The 21,336-nt window shown below is 65.7% G+C and carries 19 protein-coding genes; 7 read left to right on the plus strand and 12 right to left on the minus strand.

The window, feature by feature from the left end:
- A partial coding sequence (locus tag EES48_RS14410) for a nucleotide sugar dehydrogenase (protein WP_276309641.1) occupies positions 1-620 on the plus strand: 620 nt, incomplete at its 5' end.
- 96 nt (positions 621-716) lie between these two features.
- Here EES48_RS14410 and EES48_RS14415 read toward each other — a convergent pair.
- From EES48_RS14415 to EES48_RS14445, 7 genes are all read right to left on the minus strand, one after another.
- Positions 717-1,343, minus strand: a complete 627-nt coding sequence (locus EES48_RS14415) for a hypothetical protein (protein WP_122468903.1) — start codon at positions 1,341-1,343, stop codon at positions 717-719.
- 123 nt (positions 1,344-1,466) lie between these two features.
- The gene (gene cysN / locus EES48_RS14420) at positions 1,467-3,314 is read right to left on the minus strand and encodes a sulfate adenylyltransferase subunit CysN (RefSeq protein WP_122468906.1); all 1,848 of its coding nucleotides are present in this window, start codon (positions 3,312-3,314) and stop codon (positions 1,467-1,469) included.
- Complete coding sequence (gene cysD / locus EES48_RS14425; RefSeq protein WP_122468909.1) at positions 3,314-4,216, minus strand: sulfate adenylyltransferase subunit CysD; 903 nt, start codon at positions 4,214-4,216, stop codon at positions 3,314-3,316. Before cysD ends, cysN begins: the two co-directional genes overlap by 1 nt.
- 77 nt (positions 4,217-4,293) lie before the next feature.
- On the minus strand, positions 4,294-5,097 hold the full coding sequence (locus tag EES48_RS14430) for an FkbM family methyltransferase (RefSeq protein WP_122468912.1): 804 nt from the start codon (positions 5,095-5,097) through the stop codon (positions 4,294-4,296).
- Positions 5,094-6,194, minus strand: a complete 1,101-nt coding sequence (locus EES48_RS14435; protein ID WP_162998187.1) for a sulfotransferase domain-containing protein — start codon at positions 6,192-6,194, stop codon at positions 5,094-5,096. The genes EES48_RS14430 and EES48_RS14435 overlap by 4 nt, the downstream gene beginning before the upstream one ends.
- Positions 6,191-7,777, minus strand: coding sequence for a glycosyltransferase family 2 protein (locus tag EES48_RS14440; RefSeq protein ID WP_122468918.1), 1,587 nt, complete (start codon positions 7,775-7,777; stop codon positions 6,191-6,193). The genes EES48_RS14435 and EES48_RS14440 overlap by 4 nt, the downstream gene beginning before the upstream one ends.
- Positions 7,774-9,150 (minus strand): hypothetical protein, encoded by a 1,377-nt coding sequence (locus tag EES48_RS14445; protein ID WP_122468921.1) that lies wholly within the window; start codon positions 9,148-9,150, stop codon positions 7,774-7,776. Before EES48_RS14445 ends, EES48_RS14440 begins: the two co-directional genes overlap by 4 nt.
- A gap of 239 nt (positions 9,151-9,389) precedes the next feature.
- On the opposite strand from EES48_RS14445, the gene EES48_RS14450 reads away from it, so the two are divergent.
- Positions 9,390-10,169 carry a sulfite exporter TauE/SafE family protein gene (locus tag EES48_RS14450; RefSeq protein ID WP_122468924.1) on the plus strand — a complete coding sequence of 260 codons (780 nt, stop codon included), beginning with the start codon at positions 9,390-9,392 and terminating at the stop codon, positions 10,167-10,169.
- 105 nt (positions 10,170-10,274) lie between these two features.
- On the opposite strand, the gene EES48_RS14455 is transcribed toward EES48_RS14450, so the two are convergent.
- Positions 10,275-11,168 carry a HEPN domain-containing protein gene (locus EES48_RS14455; protein ID WP_122468928.1) on the minus strand — a complete coding sequence of 298 codons (894 nt, stop codon included), beginning with the start codon at positions 11,166-11,168 and terminating at the stop codon, positions 10,275-10,277.
- A 185-nt stretch (positions 11,169-11,353) separates the two neighbouring features.
- Here EES48_RS14455 and EES48_RS14460 point away from each other — a divergent pair, with 185 nt between their 5' ends.
- Positions 11,354-11,977: a class I SAM-dependent methyltransferase gene (locus tag EES48_RS14460; protein ID WP_205679491.1), complete on the plus strand. Its 624-nt coding sequence runs from the start codon at positions 11,354-11,356 to the stop codon at positions 11,975-11,977.
- A 265-nt stretch (positions 11,978-12,242) separates the two neighbouring features.
- On the opposite strand, the gene EES48_RS14960 is transcribed toward EES48_RS14460, so the two are convergent.
- Together EES48_RS14960 and EES48_RS14465 are read right to left on the minus strand one after the other, a co-directional pair.
- Positions 12,243-12,407 carry a hypothetical protein gene (locus EES48_RS14960; protein WP_162998188.1) on the minus strand — a complete coding sequence of 55 codons (165 nt, stop codon included), beginning with the start codon at positions 12,405-12,407 and terminating at the stop codon, positions 12,243-12,245.
- Positions 12,408-12,472: 65 nt separating this feature from the next.
- Positions 12,473-12,751, minus strand: a complete 279-nt coding sequence (locus EES48_RS14465) for a hypothetical protein (protein WP_122468931.1) — start codon at positions 12,749-12,751, stop codon at positions 12,473-12,475.
- Between the two features lie 326 nt (positions 12,752-13,077).
- On the opposite strand from EES48_RS14465, the gene EES48_RS14470 reads away from it, so the two are divergent.
- The 3 genes from EES48_RS14470 to EES48_RS14480 are packed head-to-tail and all read left to right on the plus strand — an operon-like array spanning position 13,078 to position 15,982.
- A complete protein-coding gene (locus EES48_RS14470; RefSeq protein WP_122468934.1) occupies positions 13,078-14,130 on the plus strand; it encodes a type III polyketide synthase in 1,053 nt (350 codons plus the stop codon).
- Positions 14,130-14,846 (plus strand): methyltransferase domain-containing protein, encoded by a 717-nt coding sequence (locus EES48_RS14475; RefSeq protein WP_122468937.1) that lies wholly within the window; start codon positions 14,130-14,132, stop codon positions 14,844-14,846. Before EES48_RS14470 ends, EES48_RS14475 begins: the two co-directional genes overlap by 1 nt.
- On the plus strand, positions 14,843-15,982 hold the full coding sequence (locus EES48_RS14480) for an NAD(P)/FAD-dependent oxidoreductase (protein ID WP_122468940.1): 1,140 nt from the start codon (positions 14,843-14,845) through the stop codon (positions 15,980-15,982). The genes EES48_RS14475 and EES48_RS14480 overlap by 4 nt, the downstream gene beginning before the upstream one ends.
- Before the next feature lie 1,063 nt (positions 15,983-17,045).
- Here the strand turns inward: EES48_RS14480 and EES48_RS14495 are convergent.
- Complete coding sequence (locus EES48_RS14495; RefSeq protein WP_162998189.1) at positions 17,046-17,741, minus strand: Crp/Fnr family transcriptional regulator; 696 nt, start codon at positions 17,739-17,741, stop codon at positions 17,046-17,048.
- Positions 17,742-17,890: 149 nt separating this feature from the next.
- On the opposite strand from EES48_RS14495, the gene EES48_RS14500 reads away from it, so the two are divergent.
- Entirely contained in the window at positions 17,891-18,106 is a 216-nt protein-coding gene (locus EES48_RS14500) for a hypothetical protein (RefSeq protein WP_122468946.1), read from the plus strand.
- A 489-nt stretch (positions 18,107-18,595) separates the two neighbouring features.
- Here the strand turns inward: EES48_RS14500 and EES48_RS14510 are convergent, their stop codons facing one another.
- Positions 18,596-21,247, minus strand: coding sequence for a TonB-dependent receptor plug domain-containing protein (locus tag EES48_RS14510; RefSeq protein ID WP_122468952.1), 2,652 nt, complete (start codon positions 21,245-21,247; stop codon positions 18,596-18,598).
- Positions 21,248-21,336: the final 89 nt, after the last annotated feature.

The raw sequence follows: 21,336 nt of genomic DNA on the forward strand, positions 1-21,336 counted from the left end.
TGAACGAACTAAAGATGGTCTTCAGCGAGATGGGCATCGACGTCTGGGAGGTGATCGACGCCGCCAAGACCAAGCCGTTCGGCTTCATGCCCTTCTATCCGGGCCCCGGACTGGGCGGCCACTGCATCCCGATCGACCCCTTCTATCTGACCTGGAAGGCGCGGGAGTACGATCTGGCGACGCGGTTCATCGAGCTGGCCGGGCAGATCAACACGGCGATGCCGCGTTACGTGGTGCAGCGCCTGTCCGAGGAACTGGACGCGCGGTTCGCCAAGGGGCTGAACGGCGCGCGCATCTTGCTGGTGGGCGTGGCCTACAAGAAGAACGTCGCCGATGTGCGGGAGAGCCCCGCGCTGAAGATGCTGGAACTGCTGGAGGAGCGGGGCGCCGACCTCCGCTTCGTCGATCCGCATGTGAGTACGGTGCGCGCCTCGACGCATCCGCGTCATGGGGCCTATGCGGCCTCGGAACCCTGGCCGGCGTGCGACGCCGCCGTCATCGTGACGGATCACGATGCGATCGACTACGCCGCGCTGGTTGCCCACGCGCCCTTGGTGCTGGACACCCGCAACGCCTGCGCACAACGTGGACTTCGCGGCGACACCGTGGCCAAAGCGTAGCCCAGTTTTCGGCGCGCGGTTCTAGAAGTTCGGGGTTGCACCGTTCTACATGCTAGAACTGTACCATCGATTCCGACGCGTCGGCAGGGTACTCCCTTAGGTGTGGTCGAGTCCCTCGAGCGTTACGGTTAGCCGTGGTGCGGCTCGCAGGGGTTCTAGGCTCCGCCAGTTGGCTATGGCCCGCGCGAGTGTTTCATCGCCGCTATACTTTTCGCTTGGTCTTAGTCGTTCGATGGCAGCCTCATTGCCCCCGTCGAGTTTAAGGAAGTTACAGACCTCGAGAAATCGATCGCGGTAGGCTACAGAATACAGGTCCTCGTAGCGGATCAGATGCACCGGTTTACCGCTGGCTCGCACCCGCTTGGCCTGGTCCAAGACGTCCGCCTTTAACTCTCCGCAGAAGCGTTTGATCTGCGGGGGCGTGATTGTAATCGGTCGAACTATCTCCTCGGGATCCACCCGGTTCCAGTGCCCGAGGCTCTTGGCCAAAAAGGTGGATACGGCGACATCGAACAAGTTGGATCGGTAGAGAAAGATGAGTCGCGACACTTCGGGATGGCTCATCAGTGCTTGATTTGACGCCGGCGGGAGCTGCGTCCAGAGATGTTTGATAAAGTCGCGCTCTATCAGCTTGGTGTTTATACGCTTGACAAATTCGGGCCCCTCTTTGCCAATCCCTGCTCTAGCCATGGATTTGCCAAACGGCTCCATCTCGCCGTCCAAGCTAGCGTATTCCCTCAGTGCCCTCGCGAGTTCGCTGGAGCCAGAGCGCCCATGGGCCCATATGATAAAACAGGACAGGTCCGATCTCCGCTTAACGTTGCTGTGTCCAAACACGTGTCACAGTCATATCAAGAAACCTCGGCTGGACAGCCACCCATTGACCTGGTCCGCGAGCTCGGAGGCGTCCCGGCCGTCGGTGCGCAAATGCAGATCAACCTGTTCGGGCACCTCATAAGGCGAATCCAGGCCGGTAAAGTTGGCGATCTCGCCACGCAGGGCCTTGGCGTACAGGCCCTTGGGGTCGCGCTCGGCGCAGACGTCGAAGGGCGTGTCGACGAAGATCTCCACGAACTGGCCCTCAGGCATCAATTCGCGCGCCATTCTACGCTCGGCCCGGAAGGGCGAGATGAAGGAGACGATGACCAGCAGGCCGGCCTCGGCCATCAGGCGGGCCACCTCGGCCACTCGGCGGATGTTCTCGACACGGTCGACCTCGGTGAACCCCAGATCGCGGTTCAGCCCGTGCCGCACATTGTCGCCGTCCAGGATGAAGGTGTGCCGCCCCTGGGCGTGCAGCTTTTTCTCCAGCAGGTTGGCGATGGTCGACTTGCCCGAGCCCGACAGGCCAGTGAACCACAGCACCGCCGGCCTCTGGTGCTTAAGGGCGGCGCGCGCCTCCGCATCAACGGTGATCGCCTGCCAATGCACGTTGGCTGCGCGGCGCAGCGGATGCAGGATCATCCCCGCCCCCGCCGTGGCGTTGGTCATCCGGTCGATCAGGACAAAGGCGCCCGTCACCCGGTTGTCGGCATAGGCGTCGAAGGCGACCGGGGCCTGGGTCGACAGATTGCACAGACCGATCTCGTTCAACTCCAGCGACTTGGCGGCCTCGTGGGCGAAGGTGTTGACGTCCTGGCGATGCTTCAAGTCGGTGACCGTCGCCGGAACCTGATCGGTTTCGGTGCGCAGCCAGTAGGAGCGGCCCGGCAGCATGGGCTGCTCGTCCATCCAGACGATGTGGGCGGCGAACTGATCGGCGACCTCGGGCCGCTCGGTCGGGCGGCACAGCATATTGCCGCGCGACGCCTCGACCTCGTCCGCCAGCACCAGAGTCACCGCCTGGCCCGCCGTCGCGCGTTCTTGATCGCCATCCGGGCCGATGATGCGGCTGACCTTGGTCGAGACGCCCGACTTGGCCACCGTGACCGGATCACCGGCGGCTATCTCGCCCGACGCCACCGTTCCGGCGAAGCCGCGGAAGTCCAGATTGGGCCGCGACACATACTGGATCGGCAGGCGGAAGGGCGCGGCGCCCGCCCGGTTCGCCGTGGGCGCTCGCTCCAGCAGCTCTATCAGCGTCGGCCCGTCGTACCAGCCCAGCCGGTCCGACCGCTCGGCGATGTTGTCGCCGTACCGGGCCGACAGCGGAATGGTCTCGACCCGCTCCAGCCCCAGATGCTCGGCCACCTCGGCGTAGTCGGCGACGATGTCGTCGAACACCGCCTGGTCGAAGCCCACCAGATCGATCTTGTTCACCGCCAGGATGACGTGACGAATGCCCAGCAGCGACGCGATGAAGGAATGCCGCCGCGTCTGGGTCAGCACGCCCTTGCGCGCATCGACCAGCACGATGGCCAGATCGGCGGTCGAGGCGCCCGTGGCCATGTTGCGGGTGTACTGCTCGTGCCCCGGCGTGTCGGCCACGATGAACTTGCGGGCGGGCGTGGCGAAGAAGCGGTAGGCGACATCGATGGTGATGCCCTGCTCGCGCTCAGCCTCAAGCCCGTCGACCAGCAGGGCGTAATCGACGTCGTCGCCGGTCGTGCCGTGCTTGCGCGAATCCCGGGCCAGGGCGTCGGCCTGATCCTCGAAGATCTGGCGGGTCTCGTGCAGCAACCGGCCGATCAGGGTCGACTTGCCGTCATCGACCGAACCGCAGGTGATGAAGCGCAGAAGCGTCGTCTCGGCCATCAGAAGTAGCCCTCGCGCTTCTTCTTCTCCATCGAGCCCGCCTCGTCGCGATCGATCAGCCGGCCCTGGCGTTCGGAAGTGCGCGACACCTGCATCTCGGCGATGATGTCGTCGAGTGTCGCCGCCTCGGACTCGATCGCCCCGGTCAGCGGGTAACAGCCCAGGGTCCGGAACCGCACCACGCGCTGCTCGATGCTTTCGCCGGGCCGCAACGCCATCCGCTCGTCGTCGGCCATGATCAGCATGCCGTCACGCTCGACCACCGGCCTCGGCTTGGCGAAGTACAGCGGCACGATCGGAATGGCCTCGCGCTGGATGTATTGCCACACGTCCAGCTCGGTCCAGTTCGACAGTGGAAAGACCCGCATCGACTCCCCGTCCGCGACCCGCGTGTTGAACACGCGCCACATCTCCGGGCGCTGGTTCTTCGGATCCCAGCCGTGGTTGCGGTCGCGGAAGGAGAAGATCCGCTCCTTGGCCCGCGACTTTTCCTCGTCGCGCCGGGCGCCGCCGAAGGCCGCGTCATACCGCCCGGCGTCCAGCGCCTGGCGCAGCCCCAGGGTCTTCATGACGTGGGTGTGGACGCTCGAGCCGTGGCTGAACGGGCCGACGCCGTCGCGCACGCCGTCCGGGTTCATGTGGACCTTCAGGTCCAGGCCGTGCTCCGCCGCCATCCGGTCGCGAAAGGCGATCATCTCCCGGAACTTCCAGCCGGTATCGACGTGCAGCAGCGGGAACGGCACGGGACCAGGGGCGAAGGCCTTGATCGCCGTGTGCAGCAGCACCGACGAGTCCTTGCCGATCGAATACAGCATCACCGGCCGCGCGCAGGTCGCCGCCACCTCGCGGAAGATGTGGATCGCCTCGGCTTCGAGGGCGTCGAGATGGGAGAGAGAGGTCAAGCTGTATCCGGAGAAACATAGGAGCGCGTCGAGGCGAAAGCCTCGTTCTCGGTCCGGGTGGGCATCATTGGCAGGGGTCAGACAGCATCGAAGGACGCGGCATAGGCTCGAGAGCAATTCGAGACAAATGCAAGATAGTCATCGAGCGTCGCCGGATTGGCGACCCCTTCGCGAACCATCAGCAAATTGAATTGCCCCCGATTCATCCAGTCGCGACCTGCAAAACGAAGTCCGCAGTTGGAGAACAGCTCGACAACGCGTTCAAACGACGGCGTGCGGTTATAGTAGTCCGTGGTTTCGACCTCGAGCAGCATGACGTCAACTCGCGAGAGCGCGTCACCGAAACCTTCGACAACGCGGTCGGCGTTCCCTTCCACATCGACCCACGCCGCGATGCCGCCTGACGCGGCTTCCTTGGAGACATAGTCGTCCGCGCGCTGAACTGACACCCCAACGATGTTAGCAGCCGGATATTTGCGATGCATGTTAAGCGACGACACCCCCGTGATCTCAGGGCTCGGGATGTAAAACCGCTCAACCACCGATGCGGTGTCGCCCAAGGCGAAGGTGTTGAGGCGCAGGCGCTCGTCGCGAATGTCTCGGAAATGGTGATACAAGAAGGGGTTCGGCTCGAAGGCGTGCACGATCCCCGGAAAGCCGGCGATGAAGCGTCGAGTGTGACGGCCATCGTTCGCGCCAATTTCGAACAGATGCTGGCAGGCCTCCGCCAATTGCAGAAAGACCCGCTCCAAAGATCTCACCGACCCCCGCCGCCGTTTCGAGAATCCGGTCATGAAGTCGTCGAATCCCGGCGAGAAGGCGGAGCCGAACATCGCCGCCTCGACCATTCCCAAGGACCCGGCGCGCGCCGTTTCGGTCATTCGTCGTTCGTCTCCTGAGCGGAATCGGCCTTCGCGGATTCGGCATGGTAGTTGATGATCGTGAACCGCTCGATCTCGGCATCGCGCTCCAGCCAACCCTTGGACACTGCGCTCACGATCTCTCTGATAGCGCCTAACCGACCTGATCGAGCGCGTTCCTTCAACTTCTCGACGTAGGCCGGATTCTCATAGGCCCCCTGGGACTTCAGACCTCCAAACAGCCGCTTGGCACGGGGCGCATACCGTGCCTTCCACTCCGCAGCCTGCGCATAGAGAGCGCCGCGTTCAGCAGAGACGCGACGCAGGTATCCTTCGTACTCGGAACCGTCGATCTCAAGCTCCCCTTGGCGAGCCTCCCAGTCCGCATACCCGTAGCGCTGCAGCAGAGGGTCGAAGGCCGTTCGAAAGCGTTCGATGTCGCGCGTCGAAAACCACTTCATCCACTCGCCGGTCCGGCCGCCGCGATGGTTGCGGGCGATATCGCCAGTCAGGGCCACGGACCTCAAGCCATCAATCCGGCCGGCCACGAAATCCTCGTAGCGAATGAGCCGCGTGGCCGGATGCCGCCGAACCTGATCCAGCGTTTCGAACGCCGCGGCATACTCCTGAGGATCGAGAGCGCGTGACCCGTGGCTCCGATAGATGGCCTCAATGGCGGTGACATCGATCGATGTGTCCCCTTCGGCCTTGCGTCGGAATGCGTCCATGAGATCTTCGCGCAGACCCGTTAGGGCGAAACTGCGAGGATTGGCCACCGCGCGGAAGGGCAGCCAGCTGACCACCACGTCGCGGGGATCACGCAAGGTTGCCATGATACTTGACGCGCTGATCAACCACTCCGGCGGAGGTTTGGCACCCAGAACTATCTTGATTACGATATCGAGTTGACCCTCGTTCGCCAGGGACTCGATGGCCGGATATTCAACAGGCGAGGGCTCCAAAAATGTCACCGCGTCCGGTTGAGCCTTCAAGGTTGTGGCGTAGACGGCAGTGGTCCCGCTCTTGGGCACGCCCGTGATCCATGTCAGTCGGCCGTTAGGCACTTCCCGCCCATCAACCGTAGCGTCCGCGTCCAATGCCTGCGCTACCTTGGTCATGCGTTCGGGATCTCTCGGTCCGTAGTGAAGAACGCCAGCTTGTGCTCCTCGGCGTAGCGACGCTTGAGCGCTTTCAGCTGAGCCGACTTGGCTCCGGCCGACTGGACTTTGGAGTTGCTGCGCCAGGAAAGCGCGATCAGCAGGACTGCGACGTCCTGAAGGACAGTGGATCCGCCGAAAGCTGCCGAGACTCGGGCCTTGAACTCCAGATCGCCCCGCGTCCGCACGGGCGCGAACCCACCCAGCCGATCGAACACCTCGCGGCGATACAAACTGGTCACCGGTCCATCGCCTATGAAGTGAAAGTCGTTCTCGAGGATCAGGTCGCCATTGCGGTCCATGCGCACATGCCGGGCGAAGGTCGCCATGGCCTCTGGGTGGGCGGCGAGCAGTTCGACCTGACGAGCGACCTTGTCTGGGTGGGCCCAGTCGTCGGCGTCCTGAAAGGCAATGAACGCGCCCTTCGCCTCGGCCAGACCGACGTTACGGGCGACATAGGGGCCAGCGTTCTGCTCCAGGCGAACAAGACGCACCCGCGGGTCCGGCACGGCGATTTCCAGCGGTGGGTCGCTGGCGTCATCGACCACGATGACCTCGATGTCGAGATAGGACTGGTCGAGTATCGAGGCCAGGGCGTAATCGATAGTCTCTCCTGCCGCGTGAGCGGTCATGATCACTGAGACCAGCGGCCCGTGGCGCGGCCCTACCGTGGCGCCGGCGCTGAACGCCCCCAGACGAATTGGCGCGTCGGGACGCGAAATGTTTAAAGGGCGTAATCCCGATACGGCGAAAGTTGTATTAAGGGCGGTCACGACATGCGCAAGGTCGCCATCCCGCTGAAATCGAGCTTCAGAGCGCCACAGCCGCCGCTCTTCGTCGGAATCGAGGAAATCGAGTGACAGCAGTTCAGCTGGCAATGGCTGTTTGGCATGCAGCAGGATTGCCGAAGCCATCTGGCGCGTCGCTTTGAGCGTTTGAGACGGGAGGTTCCGCCAACGTCCGGCGTGTATGCGGACATCTTCCCGGCCGATGACGATCTGCGCCAGCAGCCTCTGGTACTTCGAAGCCTGACGGCGATTGTCGCTAAACACCATCAGCAGATAGTCTTCGGTCCAGGCTGCGCCGCTTGCAAGGCCGATCTCGGCCATAACCACCTCGGCTCCGAGGTTGTTTCCCTCATCAGCCAGAGGAGCCGCCAGCGCGATCGCGCCGGCGAAATCGCTGCGCCAGAGTTTGACCCGCGCGAGCTGGATCGCGGTGTCGGGGTCTCTATCACCCAGAGCCATCAGAGCGCGCCCCACCAACTCGGCCGGCTCATCCAGACCGAGGCCGCAAAGCTGCGCGAATAAGACCCGGGCGATGTCGACATCAGGACTGTCGGAGGCCAGACACCGCACCATTGCGGTCGCAAGCGCCTCATTCGCGAATCCAGTTTCGCTGAGCGCCGCGAAGGCCTGGATCAAGAAGGCGGTGTCCGCATTCACCAGTCCAACGTTGAGGTTGTCGGCGTCGACGCCGATCAGACGGGCCACCTCGTTGCGGCAGACGCTTCGAATATCTGACCAGGCCTCGGAACTGCTCATGCCGGGGCTCCGTCGAAATAGGCCCGCAGGCGGTCAGCCACGACCTGCCGTTGCAGCGGCGTCCATCCCAATTGCTGAGCAATTGTCAGGATTTCCGCCTGTTCGCCGTCGATGATGATTTCTTCAGCTCGCCCCTCTTCCACCGCGCGTCCGTATTTAAGAACCATCGTTGCAGCGGGGTGGAGGCGCACGCGCGCGTCACCCAAAGCCTGCTCGATGGCTCCAAAACCCCACGGTGCTGCACCGGCAAGAAATTCTGCAGGGCCCTTGGTCTGTTTGGCCTCGGCATACAGCGTATCACTCGAGGCGCTCTCGGCTTGATCGTTAGCATCGACCAGCCATTTGTCGGACCGGGCGACGGCTAGGGCTGGCACGCCATTAGCTTTCAGAAAAGCCGCCAGACGCAGATCGGCTATCCCTCCGTCGCCAAAATCGGCCAAACGCGGCTTAACAACCGAGGTATGAAATGCGGTTGTGCCGGTACCTAGCACCGAAACTGCAAGAGTCTGATCCAGAGGCCGCTGAAAATGGACAACGCTGCGACTGAAAAAACTGGCTGGTACTCGAGGATAGATGGCGCCGTGCACCCCGACCGCTGCTTTTAGTTCGAAGCTCTTTAGCGAATTGACCAATCGCCACACATAGTCGCTCGGATAAACGATATCGTCGTCGACGCTGAAGAAGAAAACATCCGACTTCAAGTGGTCAAGGATAAAAAACTTCCCGTTATCACGAAGGTCGCCGTGATCCTGACTTCGGAACACCGTGATATTTGCCTTATTGAGGCACTGAGGGACACTAACGTGATTGTTTAGGTAAACAAAAATATGGTCGACTTGGCCCTGCAAACTATCGATGGCTAGCGATAAAGACTTCTCCCGCCCCGGGATCGACGCCATGCCAGCGATGACCGGACTGCCGTACCGGCCACTGGGCGGCAGATCGGGGATTGCCAGGATGTTGCGGCGCAATCGTGCAGACAGAACCACGACACTGTGACCCTGCGGACTGCCGCTGCTGAACAAAACACCTACGACAGCACGTCCGTCGTCAGGCGTTCGGAATTTGACCTTCAGCGTCTGAACCCCTTCGCCGGATTCAGCAGGCGCGGTAGCCAGCTGACGCTTGTCACCGTTGCCGGCCCAGGCGGTACACCCGCCGTCGGCGATCACGTTCATCTCGAGCACATATGCCGCGCCCGGCTCAAGCTCAACACGCTGCAACAGGCCAGGGGTACTTCGATCGGAGTCCCGAGACATGCGAAGGCCGCCCCCCGGATGCGCTGACCCCGATGCCGCCTGGTTCCAGAACCATGGCGAAATGGGCTCGGCGAGGTAGGGGTTCGCCAGAAGGTTGGTCGTCTCGTCTGTCATTTCACGTCCTCAGCTTAGGATGGCATCCACTCGTGAGTTCCACCTTAGATGTACAACGGCATGATCGAGAGCGGTTGCTAACAGCACACCGCCAGCTGCAGGTCACCCTCTATTTTCAACCAAATTTTATCGCAGCTTCTCCTCACAGGCAGCCGCCGCGAAATCAGGATTGCCGACGTTTCGGATTTGCGGTCAGTGGATGATGGCCTGCTCCTTCCCGGGCTGACGGAAATTTCCCCATGGAAACATTTGCGCTCTTCATCGTGGTGGGCTTCCTGGCGCAGGCGGTCGATGGCGCCTTGGGGATGGCCTACGGGGTAGTGTCGAGCACGGTTCTGCTGGCCTTCGGCGTCCCGCCGGCCGTGGCGTCAGCTTCGGTGCACGCCGCGGAGGTTTTCACGACCGGGGCGTCGGCCTCAAGTCATATGCTTCATCGCAACGTCACTTGGCGCCTGTTCTTTCCGCTAGCGATCGCTGGAGTGATCGGCGGCGCTGTGGGCGCGTATGTCCTGACCGGGATCGATGGAGAAATCATCAAGCCCTTCATACTCGTTTACCTCGCCATTCTCGGTGCCTGGATCGTCATCCGGGGCCTCAAAGATATCCTGCCACGACATATTCGCAGCGTCTGGGGCGCACCGCTGGGTCTGGTCGGGGGCTTCATGGACGCAGTCGGCGGCGGGGGCTGGGGGCCGACCGTCACCACCGCCCTGGTCGGGGCCGGCAAGGAACCCCGACGCGCCATCGGTACAGTGAACACCGCCGAATTTCTGGTCACGATCGCGATTTCGGCGACCTTTGTCTGGGCGCTGCTAACGGGCCACTGGGAGGACGCGGGCGATCTGCGCGATCACGCTTGGGCGGTGGGCGGGCTCATTATCGGGGGGTTGATTGCAGCGCCTTTCGCAGGCTGGATCGCCAAGTCGATGCCGACCCGGGTTCTGACCCTGATGGTCGGTGGGCTGGTGCTCCTGCTGGCGGGGTACCAGGGGCTACAGCTGGCGGGCTGGGTCCCGTGATGCAGGTTAAGGCGCTATATGCTTAAGCAGCACCCATTCATCGGCTCATTAGATAGGTGCCAACGTATGATGATAATCGGCGTCCGCCGCGCTACGATATTGGCGCTAAGCCGACAGCTTGGCGCGGTTTGAACGCTCGATGTGTCGACGCAATTCCTCGACGCTGGCTTTCAGTGTGACAAGGTCGTGCGAGCTGATGTCATAATTATCGGAGTAGCGAGCTTCGACATAGGCGCGCTTGAGAAGCTCAAAGCGCCGACGATCAGCTCGCCGATCGCGATGCCAAGCTGATGCCAGAGAGTGATCAATGTCCTCGGCAAGGGACCGTAAAAATGTTAGATTGTGGGAGCGGGGAAAGTAAAGCGTGTGGACAAGCAGAAAGCATATATAAGCTCGCTCGACAGCTTGATGAAGCATGAAAGCAGCGTCACGGCTATTACCACGGTCTGCAAAAAACTCCGCGCCCGACATAGCCTCACTCATCTTGGGCATCCACCGATCGAAATATTCTTGCGCGAGCCGGCGAGCCTCCTCGGGGTCGGGGGTTCTGGGCTTGGCGAGGGGATGGCCGGGGAGCTCGTAGAGGGTGACGCCGTCCTTGTGGATGTCGGTCCAGAAATACTCGCCGCGTTCCAGGCCCTGGTTCACCTCGGGGAGGGTGTGGACGATGAGGTTGACGGTGCGACCGATCGAGAGATCGCGCAGGATCCTGTCCTCGGCGATCCACCAGTAGTCGGCGATGTCGGTGAGCCTAGGATGGCTGACAATAATCAGCAGGTCGAAGTCGGAGAGGTAGCCGTTCTCGGGTTCGTCGACCCAGTCCGAGCGTGAGTAGCTGCCGAACAGGATGATCTTGAGCACCTGGCCGTTGCGGCGCCAGTCCGAGGTGGCGCCGCCGCCGCGTTTCAGCGCGGCGTCGAACTCGTCCAGTAGGATGGTGCGGATGCGGGCGAGTTCGTCCTGCTGCTTGTCGGGGAGATGGTCGAGATCGGCCTTCATGGGACGAGTCTAGCGTCTTGGCGGGCGGAGGCGAGCCTTTATTTGGGGGATTTGATTGGCGCGGACGCGGCTTCGATTTGAATGACCACGGTGATCACCTTCCGGCGTAGGCTCGTCCCCCGCCTCCTGCTAGGCTGGGTTTAGGCCTGGGCAGGGCCGGGTAGAGGGGTGTGAAGACCTTGGCGTTGAAGGCGAAGATTGTTCAGCTGTCCTCGGTGGCCATGACGCCGATGGCGCTCAAGATACGGGCGCAGCGCGATGCGCGCTGGGGCGAGGCGGTGGCCCGCAAGAATTTCCCGGACTACGAATGGCAGAGACTGAGCTATGTGGGACGCCGCCTAAAGGGCTCGCCCTCCCTGCTTGAGGTCGGGCCGGGGCGGGGGTTCCTGAGCCGGATGATCGCCAAGGGCGGCCGTTATGCGCGCCATGAGGTGGTCGATGTCGCCGAGGCGCCCAAGAGTGTGGCCGGCAGGTTCGGACCGAAGGTCGTGTATCGCCGCCAGAGCGTCACCGACCTGACGGACGCTGACGGCGCCTTCGATACGGTGCTGTGCACGCACGTGCTGGAGCGGCTTGATGACGAGGAGCTGGCACGGGCGCTGGACCAGCTGCGCCGCGTCTGCGCCCGCCGCCTGATCATCACTCTCCCGTTCGCCCAGCCTCTGCCGCTGCCGGACTATCTGCATCAGCGGTTCGATACCGAGACGCTGGAGGCCCTGTTTCCGACGGGCGCCTTCACCCTGCTGTTCAAGGAGCCGGTGACCCGTGTTCCCTGGGTCGTGGTCGAGGAACACAAGGCCGTCGCCTGAGCGACTTGTAGGCGTTTGCGGCGGGGTCACTCATTCAAGGACCTCCGCGTTTTCCGCCTGTCTACGGCTGCCTGCGCTGCGAGCAGTTGCGAGGCCGACAACGGTAATCGCCGCGCATCAGGCGTAGCGGCCAGAGAGCGCGACAGGTGATCAGGGCGCCCGGGGCCATGGCCTTGGACTTCGGCGCGTCGCTCATCGGCGCGACCCGGAGGGCCGAGCCGGGAGGGAGCTAGGGCTTGATGCCGTGATGCGGCCGCGGAGGGGGCTAGTGGCCGGCGGTTTCCTGACGGGCCTGAGCTAACCGGTCCGCGGCGCCTTGGGCGATCCTGAGGAAGCGCTCGCGGTCGGCGGGGAAGGGCGACAGCCGCGCGGCCTTTCGTGCTTCGTGTTCGTCGCGCTCGGCGCGCTCGAGATCGGTGAGGGACGTCATGGCGGTCTAACCGCTGGGGGCGTCTCGCGGGTTCAGCGTCACCGCAAAAAGAGTCCGGGCACACGTCATGGCGCGGGCGGCCAGAGATCTCGACAGGCGGCCAGGGCGCCGGCGGCCATGCCCTTGAACTTCGGCGCCTCACTGATCGGCACGACCAGGAGGGCCGAGCCGGGAGGGAGCTGGCGTTTGATGCGATGATAGAGCCGGGAGCGGGCCAGGGTGCTGACCACCAGCTGAAGGTGAGGGTCGAGAGGCGTGACGTGGTCGGCGGGAAAGACGACGTGGTCGGCGCCGGCAGGCAGATAGACGAGATAGGGGGTCGGGGCTGGGGCCGGGGACGACATCGGTAGCCTCGCTGTCGGGTTCGAAGCACAGGTTCTGAAGGAAGCGGCCTGCGGGGCGTCGGGTTCACGGGGGCGTCGTGTCGCCGAGGCTTTGCGGACTGAACCCGCTCTTGCGGTCTGGTGCGGCCCGGGTTCGCTCCGCGTCTGCCCTGCTCGCCACCGGTGTCCGTCGCAATCTCTGGGTGGCCGCCTGAAGTGAGGGTCGTCCGTTCTGGCTCCCTGTCGCCGAAGAGTAAGCGCCTCGACCCTGCCGGACCTTTAGCCAGGCTCCGAACGTTGACGCCTAGTGGCGGGCGCCGGGCCCGGCGCCAAGCCGAAGAGACGCCATGACGCCGCACCTCAACCGCATCTCGACCGCGACGCCGCCCCATGACGTGCATGAGGCCTTCGTAGCCTTCGCCACCCACAAACTGGCGAGCACGCGGAGCCTGCCGCTCTTTCGCCGGCTCGCGTCCCGCAGCCAGATCGACCATCGATGGTCGGTGCTGGCGACCGAGGGCCCCGGGGAGCGGGTCTCGGACGTCTATGTGGAGGGTCAGTTTCCGACCACCGCCCGGCGCATGGCGCTCTACGAGGCCCACGCGACCGATCTGGCCGAGAAGGCTGTGCGGGGGCTGGCGATCGAGGACCTGAGCAGCATCACCCATGTGGTCATCACCTGCTGCACCGGCCTGTCGGCCCCCGGGATCGACCTGCAGCTTGTCGACAGGCTGGGCCTGGACCCGACGGTCGAGAGAACGGTGATCGGCTTCATGGGCTGCTATGCGGCGGTGAACGCGCTCAAGCTGGCGCGCCACACGGTGAGATCGGAGCCCTCGGCGAAGGTCCTGGTCGTTAGTCTCGAACTCTGCACCCTTCATCTTCAGGACACGCTCGATCTCGAGGAGATGCTGAGCTTCCTGATCTTCGGCGACGGCTGCGCCGCCGCCCTGGTGTCGGCCGAGCCCGTGGGCCTGGCCCTGGACGGCTTCAAGGCGGTGACGGCGGCCGGTACCGCCGACCAGATCACCTGGTCGATCGGCGACCAGGGGTTCAACATGGTCTTGTCGGGGCGCGTGCCGGGCTCGGTGGGCGCGGCCCTGCGCGATCACCGCGACAGCCTGTTCGGGCCCGAAGGGACGGTGGCGATCTCGCTGTGGGCGATCCATCCCGGCGGGCGCACCGTCCTCGACGCCGTGCAGTCGGCCCTAGGGCTCAGCGACGAGGCCATGGCTCCCTCGCGCGAGGTGCTGCGGGCCTACGGCAACATGTCCTCGGCCACCCTGCTGTTCGTGCTGGACCGGGTGATGGCGTCGGCGAGGCCGGGCGAGCGCGGCTGCGCCATGGCCTTCGGCCCGGGCCTCACCGCCGAGACCATGATGTTCAGCGGCGCGGCCTGATGCGACGGGATTTCTCGGTCCGGTCCGGGGAGGCCGAGCTGATGGACGGCTTGGACACGGCCTATGAGGTGTTCCGCGACTGTCTGGCGGACCTGGGCCGGGTCAACCGGCTGACGCTCGCCCACCGGCCGACGCTCGCCTATCTCGAGACCCTTCGCGGGATCGGCGCCTTCGACCTGGATCGTCCGGTCGAGATCCTCGACATCGGCAGCGGCGGCGGCGACCTGCTGCGGCGGATCTCCGGCTGGGCCGCACGGCGGGGCGTCCCTGTCGCCCTGACGGGGCTCGACCTCAGTCCGTGGTCGGCGCGGGCGGCGTCAGAGGCCTGGCGGGGCGGACCGGAGCCGCGCTGGGTCACGGGCGATGTCTTCGACCACCCGTGCGCCGCCGATGTGATCGTCACCTCGCTGGTCACCCATCACCTGACCGGCACGGAGATCGTCCGCCTGCTGGCCCGGATGGACGCGGAGGCTCGGGTCGGCTGGTTCGTCAACGATCTCCATCGCCATCCGCTGGCCTTTCACGGCTTCAGGGTCTTAGCGGCGGTGATGAGATGGCACCCCTTCGTGCGTCACGACGGGCCCGTCTCCATCGCGCGGGCCTTCACGGTGGATGACTGGCGACGCTACCGGAGCTTGGCCAGGCTCGATCCCCATGAGGCGCGGATCGCCCGCCGCTTCCCGTTCCGCATCTGCGTCTCGCGGGAGCCGAAATGACCGGCCCCGTCGCGGTCGTGGGGGGCGGGCTGGCCGGCGCCTCCGCCGCCGTGCGGCTGGCGACGGCGGGGAGGGCGGTCGTCCTGTTCGAGCGGACGACCGGGCCGCACGACAAGGTCTGTGGCGAGTTCCTCAGCTTCGAGGCGATCGAGGCGCTGCGCGAGATCGGGCTGGAGCCCCGCGCCCTCGGCGCCGTTCCGATCGACCGGGTGACGGTCTGCGTCGGCGGTCGCCGAACCACTTCGACGCTTCCCTTCGAAGCGCTCAGCCTGTCACGGCGTGTTTTGGACGAGGCCTTGCTGGAGCTCGCGGAACGCTCCGGCGTCGAGGTTCGTCGCGGGAAGCGCGTCCGGGCCCTGGCGCCGTGCGCGCAGGGCTGGGCGCTGGCGCTGGCGGCGGGGGCGGGGACCCTGACCGCGTCCGACGTCTTTCTGGCGACCGGCAAGCATGAGGTGCGGGGGTACGGCCGACCGCCGGGCGGCCACGACGATCTCATCGGGTTCAAGCTGCACCTGGCGCCGCCGGCGTCGCTGCGGGACGCCGTGGCCGGCGAGGTCAGCCTGCATCTCTTCGACGGCGGCTATGCCGGCCTGGAGCCCATCGAGGGGGATCTCGCCAATCTCTGTCTGGTGGTCCGCAAGGCGCGGTTCGCGGCGCTCGGACTCAGCTGGCCGCGCCTTGTGGAATCGCTGGCGCGGACCTGTCCCTTCCTGGCCCCCGTCCTGGGCTCGTCAAAGGCCGGGACCGCGAAACCCCTGGCTATCGCCGCCATTCCCTATGGTCACGTCCAGTCGGCGGCCGAGCCGGGACTCTGGAGACTGGGCGACCAGGCGGCGGTGATTCCGTCCTTCGCGGGGGAAGGCATGGCCATCGCCCTGCACAGCGGTCGCCTCGCGGCCGATCGCCTGCTCTCGGGGGCGAGCTCGGGCGTCTACCAGCGAGCCCTGGCGACGGATGTCGGGCGACGGGTTCGGGGCGCGACCTGGCTGTCCAGGGCCATGGTCACGGGGCCGGGCAGGATGGCAGCCTCGGCGCTGTTGGCCGCCGTCCCGTCCGCGCCGGTCCGGATCGGACTTTGGACGCGGTTGCCCACGCGCGTCGCCACGGGCCGACAGGCGCGCCTCGAGCCCGTGTGAGCCTCCTGAAACCGCGTGACCGGCCCTCAGGTCAGGCGGAATCGGCCCAGGTCGGGTGCGATGTCAGGCGACGCCCGCACCAACAGTCACGCCATAGAGTTCGCCCGTGACATAGCTAACCTCCTGCGAGGCCAGCCGCATATACGCGGGCGCGATCTAGACCGGCTGGGCCGGTCGCCCGAGTCGCTTTGCTCGCCGAACCGGACGACCTTCTTCTGGGGCTGCCCGCCTTTAGGCTGGAGCGCGGTCCATATCGGGCCCGGCGCCACCACCTTGGCGAGAACGCCCCGCTCGATAAGCTGTTCGGCCAGGACTAGGTGTGGGCGACGATCCCCGCCTTGGTGGTCGCCGGAAAGAGGACAAGGGCGTCGGCCCTGGTAAGCTCAGCTGGCTGTCCTTGCTGCCGCGTTGGTGGACGCCGGCCACGACGCAGTGGTCGCGGCCCGATTGACACGGCACGCAGGTGGTAACGCCTGCAAGCGCCCGCCGACGCGCATCCGGTTTTCGACGCACGCCTGGGTCCCCGCGCTGGCGGGCATGCGGCCGCGCGCGGTAAGGACGCCGAAGAGGACGGCGCCGTCGAGATGTTTCACGACTTCTCCGTCGCGGGTCCAGCCTCCGGCCTTCTTCCAAACCCATGCCTGTGTGAACACTGGAGATGGAACCTCAGGCCCAAGATCCACTGGCGGGCGCCCTGTTCCAGGCCGCAGGGATGGGGTTGCCGAAAGAGGGCGGAACACCGCGGGTTCTAAAGCGTGAGCGCCGACGCGATGCTGTCGCACGCGCGCTTGGTGCTTCACCGCCGAGAGGTCGTTCGATTCCGTATCGGCTGAATCGCGGAGCCCTCAGCGAACTCGCCGACTTTATCTTAGCCGAATGTGGCGGACGGAAATCTGCGGCCAAGCGTCAGGCGGCGTAACGCTCGGCTGTTGGGCGCCGAAGAACGTGCCCAGGAATACCAAGACGACACTCGTGGGGCAGGGTCTCGCAAGTTGACCGACAGGGCGGATATACGACCGCGACGTGGGCGGAGTTCATCGAACGATTTCGTCGATACCAAACGTCAAGCTCTTGCCGGTCTATCGGCCGGCTGACCCATTGCGTCGCGCAGGTTCTTCATCGTGGCGTAGCACTCGCACGCCTGTCGCTCTAGGGCGGGGACGTCGCGTATCCGGATGCGGCCGCGCGCATAGTCTAACATCCCGCGCCGCTTCATTGAGATCGCGACGCCCGAGATGGTCGTGCGCTGGGTCGCCACCATCGTGGCGAGCATCTCCTGGGTCATTTCCAGTTCGTTCAGACCCGACTTGTCCTGGCAGACGAGAAGCACCCGCGCCAGACGGTGTTCCGCGCGGTGCACCGCGTGACAGGCGATCTCCTGTCGGGCCTCCGTGAGCAGAAACTCGATGTGCCGCCCTATCGCCCGACGAAAGGTCAGGCTCGTGTTGAACGCCTTCCGATATGGTTGGGTCGGCACCCGCCAGAACGTCCCCGGCGTCTGGACGATGACACGGGAGTGCATCAACCCGCCCCCGCAGGCCTCGACGAAGCCGGCGCCGCTTTCGCGCCCCAGAATCGAGCTTACGACGTGCTGACCGCTGAACAGCACCGACACGATCGACACCAGGCCCCGGCGTGGAAAGTAGACGTTGTCGATCTCGGAGCCGGGCTCGTAGAGCACCTCGCCCGCCTCAACCTCGCTTTCGACCAGATGCGGGCGCAACCTCGCCAGGTCGTCGGCAGGGAAACTGTCGAGCAAGAAATTCCCTGTGGGAACCGCGTCCGACGACGGCTCCGCTGTTCTTTTGACGCTCATCGCCCCTCCCGAACGACTATGTCGAGTTCTGTCAGACGACGACGCTTCAAGTTGTTACGCCGTTCATCTAGCTGAAAGAGATGAGATGCGCCATGGGACGTTTTCTCGATCGACTCTCGACGGAAGACCCCACCTACCGATTGGAGGAGACCGCTGACGGCTTCGCGTTGATCCGCCGGGACGGTCAGGCTGAGGCGTTTAACGCCTTCGCGCGGAACCTGATCGATCAGGCTACGGACGAATTCGCTGTTTTCGCCACATCGGATGGGCATCTCGGCTACGAGCGTGTGTTCTTGATCCCCGCCTGATCCAAGCCGCGCTGGCGGCATCGGCGGCATGACGCGGAGGTCGGGTTTGCGCGCCGGCGTCACGTGATCAACCAATTCCCCCCTCCATCAGGGCTCGAAGCGCTCGCCGAGTTGAACCAGACCCCGGCGAATTCAGCTTATCATCGTGCTCAGCGGCACTGCCTCTTTCTTGGCCACGGCGTCGTAGGTGAGGTTTTCAAAGAAGGCCGCGCGGATCGCGTTTCGGCTGCGGTTGTGGAGCCCATCGAGGCACGCCTTGAGCCTCGCGCGTCTTGCGAACTCTGAATGGAGGCGACGGCCTGCGCGGCGCATCGTCGGCGAGATTGAGGGCTCCATCGACCAGCTTCCAAGGGCTATGGGGCCGGGTTGCCGTGGTGGGGGCCATGGGGGGGGGGCCGCGGGGGCCGCTGTATTGTGGAAATCGGGCCGGCGTGGCGGTGTTGGCTTGGCGCTACTGACGACCGGGATAGCCCGCTCGATGCGTCCGGTTCAGAATCGTCGATGAAGGCCGAGCCGGATCACGCGGCCGCGCGGGTCGGCGACCATGGGGTCGTATCCGAGGGCGTACTGGGCCAGGGGCGGATCCTCGTCGGCCAGGTTGGTGACGCCGAGGCTGACGTCGAGCCCGGCGCCCAGGGTTCGGACATAGTGGACGTCGACGAGGGTCTGGGAGGCGATGTCGGAGCGGGTGATGCCGGCGCGGTCGTTGCGGTAGCCTTGGGTGTAGCGCGCCGACATGGTCAGGGCGTTGCTCGCGTCCCGCCAGCCCAGGTCGATGCGCCCGCGGTTTCTCGGCATGGACCGGGCGAGCGTGTTGAGATTGGTCGATCCCACCGCCGAGAGGGGCGGGGCGGCGTCGTCCTCCCGGAGCGCGTAGCGATCGATGTAGGTCCAGTGGGCCGATACGGACAGCGTGCCGGCGGCGAGGGGGCGATGGTACCGCGCCGCGAGATCGAGGCCCCGGGTCTCGACCCGCGAGGCGTTGACGAAATCCAGCCAGATCAGGGTGAGGGTTCCATCGGGGCCACGGCTCAGCCGTGACTGGGCTTCCGTTCCGCTGAGGCCGTCCGCGGTGTCCCGGGCGGACCGGTCGATGACCGCCTGGGCCGATTGTTTGACCACCAGGTCGCGGGTGTCGACGTGCCAGGCGTCGACGGACAGGGTCAGGGCGTCCGTGGGCGTCCAGTCCAACCCCAGGCTCGCGTGTTCCGAGCGCTCGGGGGCGAGATCGGCCCCGCCGGACGCCAGGGTGTTGACGAAGACGAAGGCGCCGCGATCGAGCACCGACGGCTGGGCGGCCTGGGTCCCCCGGGTCTGGAAGACGGACGGGGCGCGAAAGGCCCGTCCGGCCGAGGCGCGGGCGGTGAGCTGGGGCGTCAGGCGCCAGGACATCGCCAGCCTGGGGCTCAGCGCCGCCTCGTCGCCCTGGCGCTCGTGACGCAGGGCCAGCTGCAGCTCCAGCCTGTCGTCCAGCCGCGCCCGGGCCTCGGCGAAGGCCGCCCGGCTGTCCTGGGCGCCGGCGAAGTCCGGAGAGAGGCCGGCGGTCAGGAGCTCGCCGGCGTTCACCAGATCGCTCCAGTCGTGGCGGAACCGGGCGCGCCGCCACTGCGCGCCGAAGACGGCCTCGAGCGACAGGCGGTCGCTCCGATACAGGGTGCGGCCGGCGTCGAGGTCGACCGTGTGGAGGCCCGCGACGCCCCTGAGGCCCGTGGAGCCGATCAGACTGTCGACGAGGGCGTCGGAGTTGGGCGTGCCGACGCCGAGCCGGGCGCTGCCGAAGGGGTTGAAATAGGCGCAGCCGCCCTCGCCGGGCGCGCCGGTGTCGGGATCGCAGTCCGGGCCGCCGAAGCCCAGAAGGGCGGCCTGGAAGGCGGAGCCGATGACGTCGGGCTTGTCGTAGCGCACCTGCTGCCGGCTGGAGGCGGCGGTCACGGACCACCGCCAGCCGAGGTGGTCGCCCGAGGCGCCCCCCGCCAGCCGCCACGTCCGGTAGTCGAAGTCGGCGACCGAGGCGCCGGCCTCGGCCCCGAGCAGCCGGCCCCGGAACAGGACCGTTTCGCCGAAGGGATTGTCGGGGTGGTCGGCCGGAACCACCAGGCTGCGCGCCAGGATGGGCAGGGACGGCGACTGGCGGGCCCGGGTGCGGGTGTCCGAGCCGGCGGCCTGGGCCCAGACCTCCATGTCTCCCCAAGGGGCCCGCAGATCGGCGAACAGCTGGGTCCGGGTCTCCTCGGGCGCCGGGTCGAAGAAGTCGGAATAGTCCAGGCGGCAGAAGGGATCGGCCGGCCCGGTGCGGAAGGCGGATTCGAACCGGGGGTCGTCGCAGTCGGGATCGGGAACGAAGGCCCCGGCCCCGGGCCGGAAATAGGAGCCCGGCTGGCCGTAGCTGGTCACCGCGGTCCAGGGCGCCCGCCCGTGGGTTTCCGCCTGGGTGAAGGCGCGCTCGTCGGAGGACAGGGGAGACCGATGAAAATGGGAGGCGGCCACGACCAGCTCCGCCGGGCCGAGCGGCCGTCCGGCCAGCCCCTGGACCAGGGTTTCTCCAAAACCCCGGCCGAGATCATGCCGGAGATCCAGTTCGGGACGCCGCGGGCCCCGCCGGGTGACATAATTGACGACGCCCGCCACCGCGTCGGAGCCGTAGAGGGCCGAGGCGCCGTCCGTCATCACCTCGATCCGTTCAAGGGCGATGAGGGGGACGAGCGAATTGATGTCGACGAAGCTGGAGCCGTCCGTCGCCACCACGGCGCTCGACGTCCAGCGGACGCCGTCGACCAGCACCAGGCTGGAGCCGAGGCCCAGATTGCGGAAATTGAACTGGGCTGTTCCCGAGGACTGGGGCTGGTTCAGCTGGTCGATCTGGAACTCCGAGCCGGAGTTGGCGGTGGACAGCCCGGGCAGCCGGGCGGCGTCGCCGCCCATCCTGTCGATGTCCTCGCGGGAGATCAGCGCCAGGGGCGTCAGGCGACGGCCGCCCGCCAGGCGCGATCCGGTCACCACCACCTCGTCCAGGCGGGTGACGTCGGATGCGGTCTGGGCCCTCGCCGGGGTTGCGGTCCCAAGGGCGGCCAGGGGGGCCGCGACGAGAGCGGCGCAGATCGCCGCGGCGCGGGGGTCGCGCCGAATCGGGGGACGAGACATGGGGGCTCTATAGAAGCGGCGGGAAGGTCGGACCACCGGGCCCGATGTGCGGGAATGACGGTCGTCAGTCCCACCGGCGATGCCGCCCG

Source organism: Brevundimonas lutea (genome assembly GCF_003704105.1).
Lineage (GTDB): Bacteria > Pseudomonadota > Alphaproteobacteria > Caulobacterales > Caulobacteraceae > Brevundimonas > Brevundimonas lutea.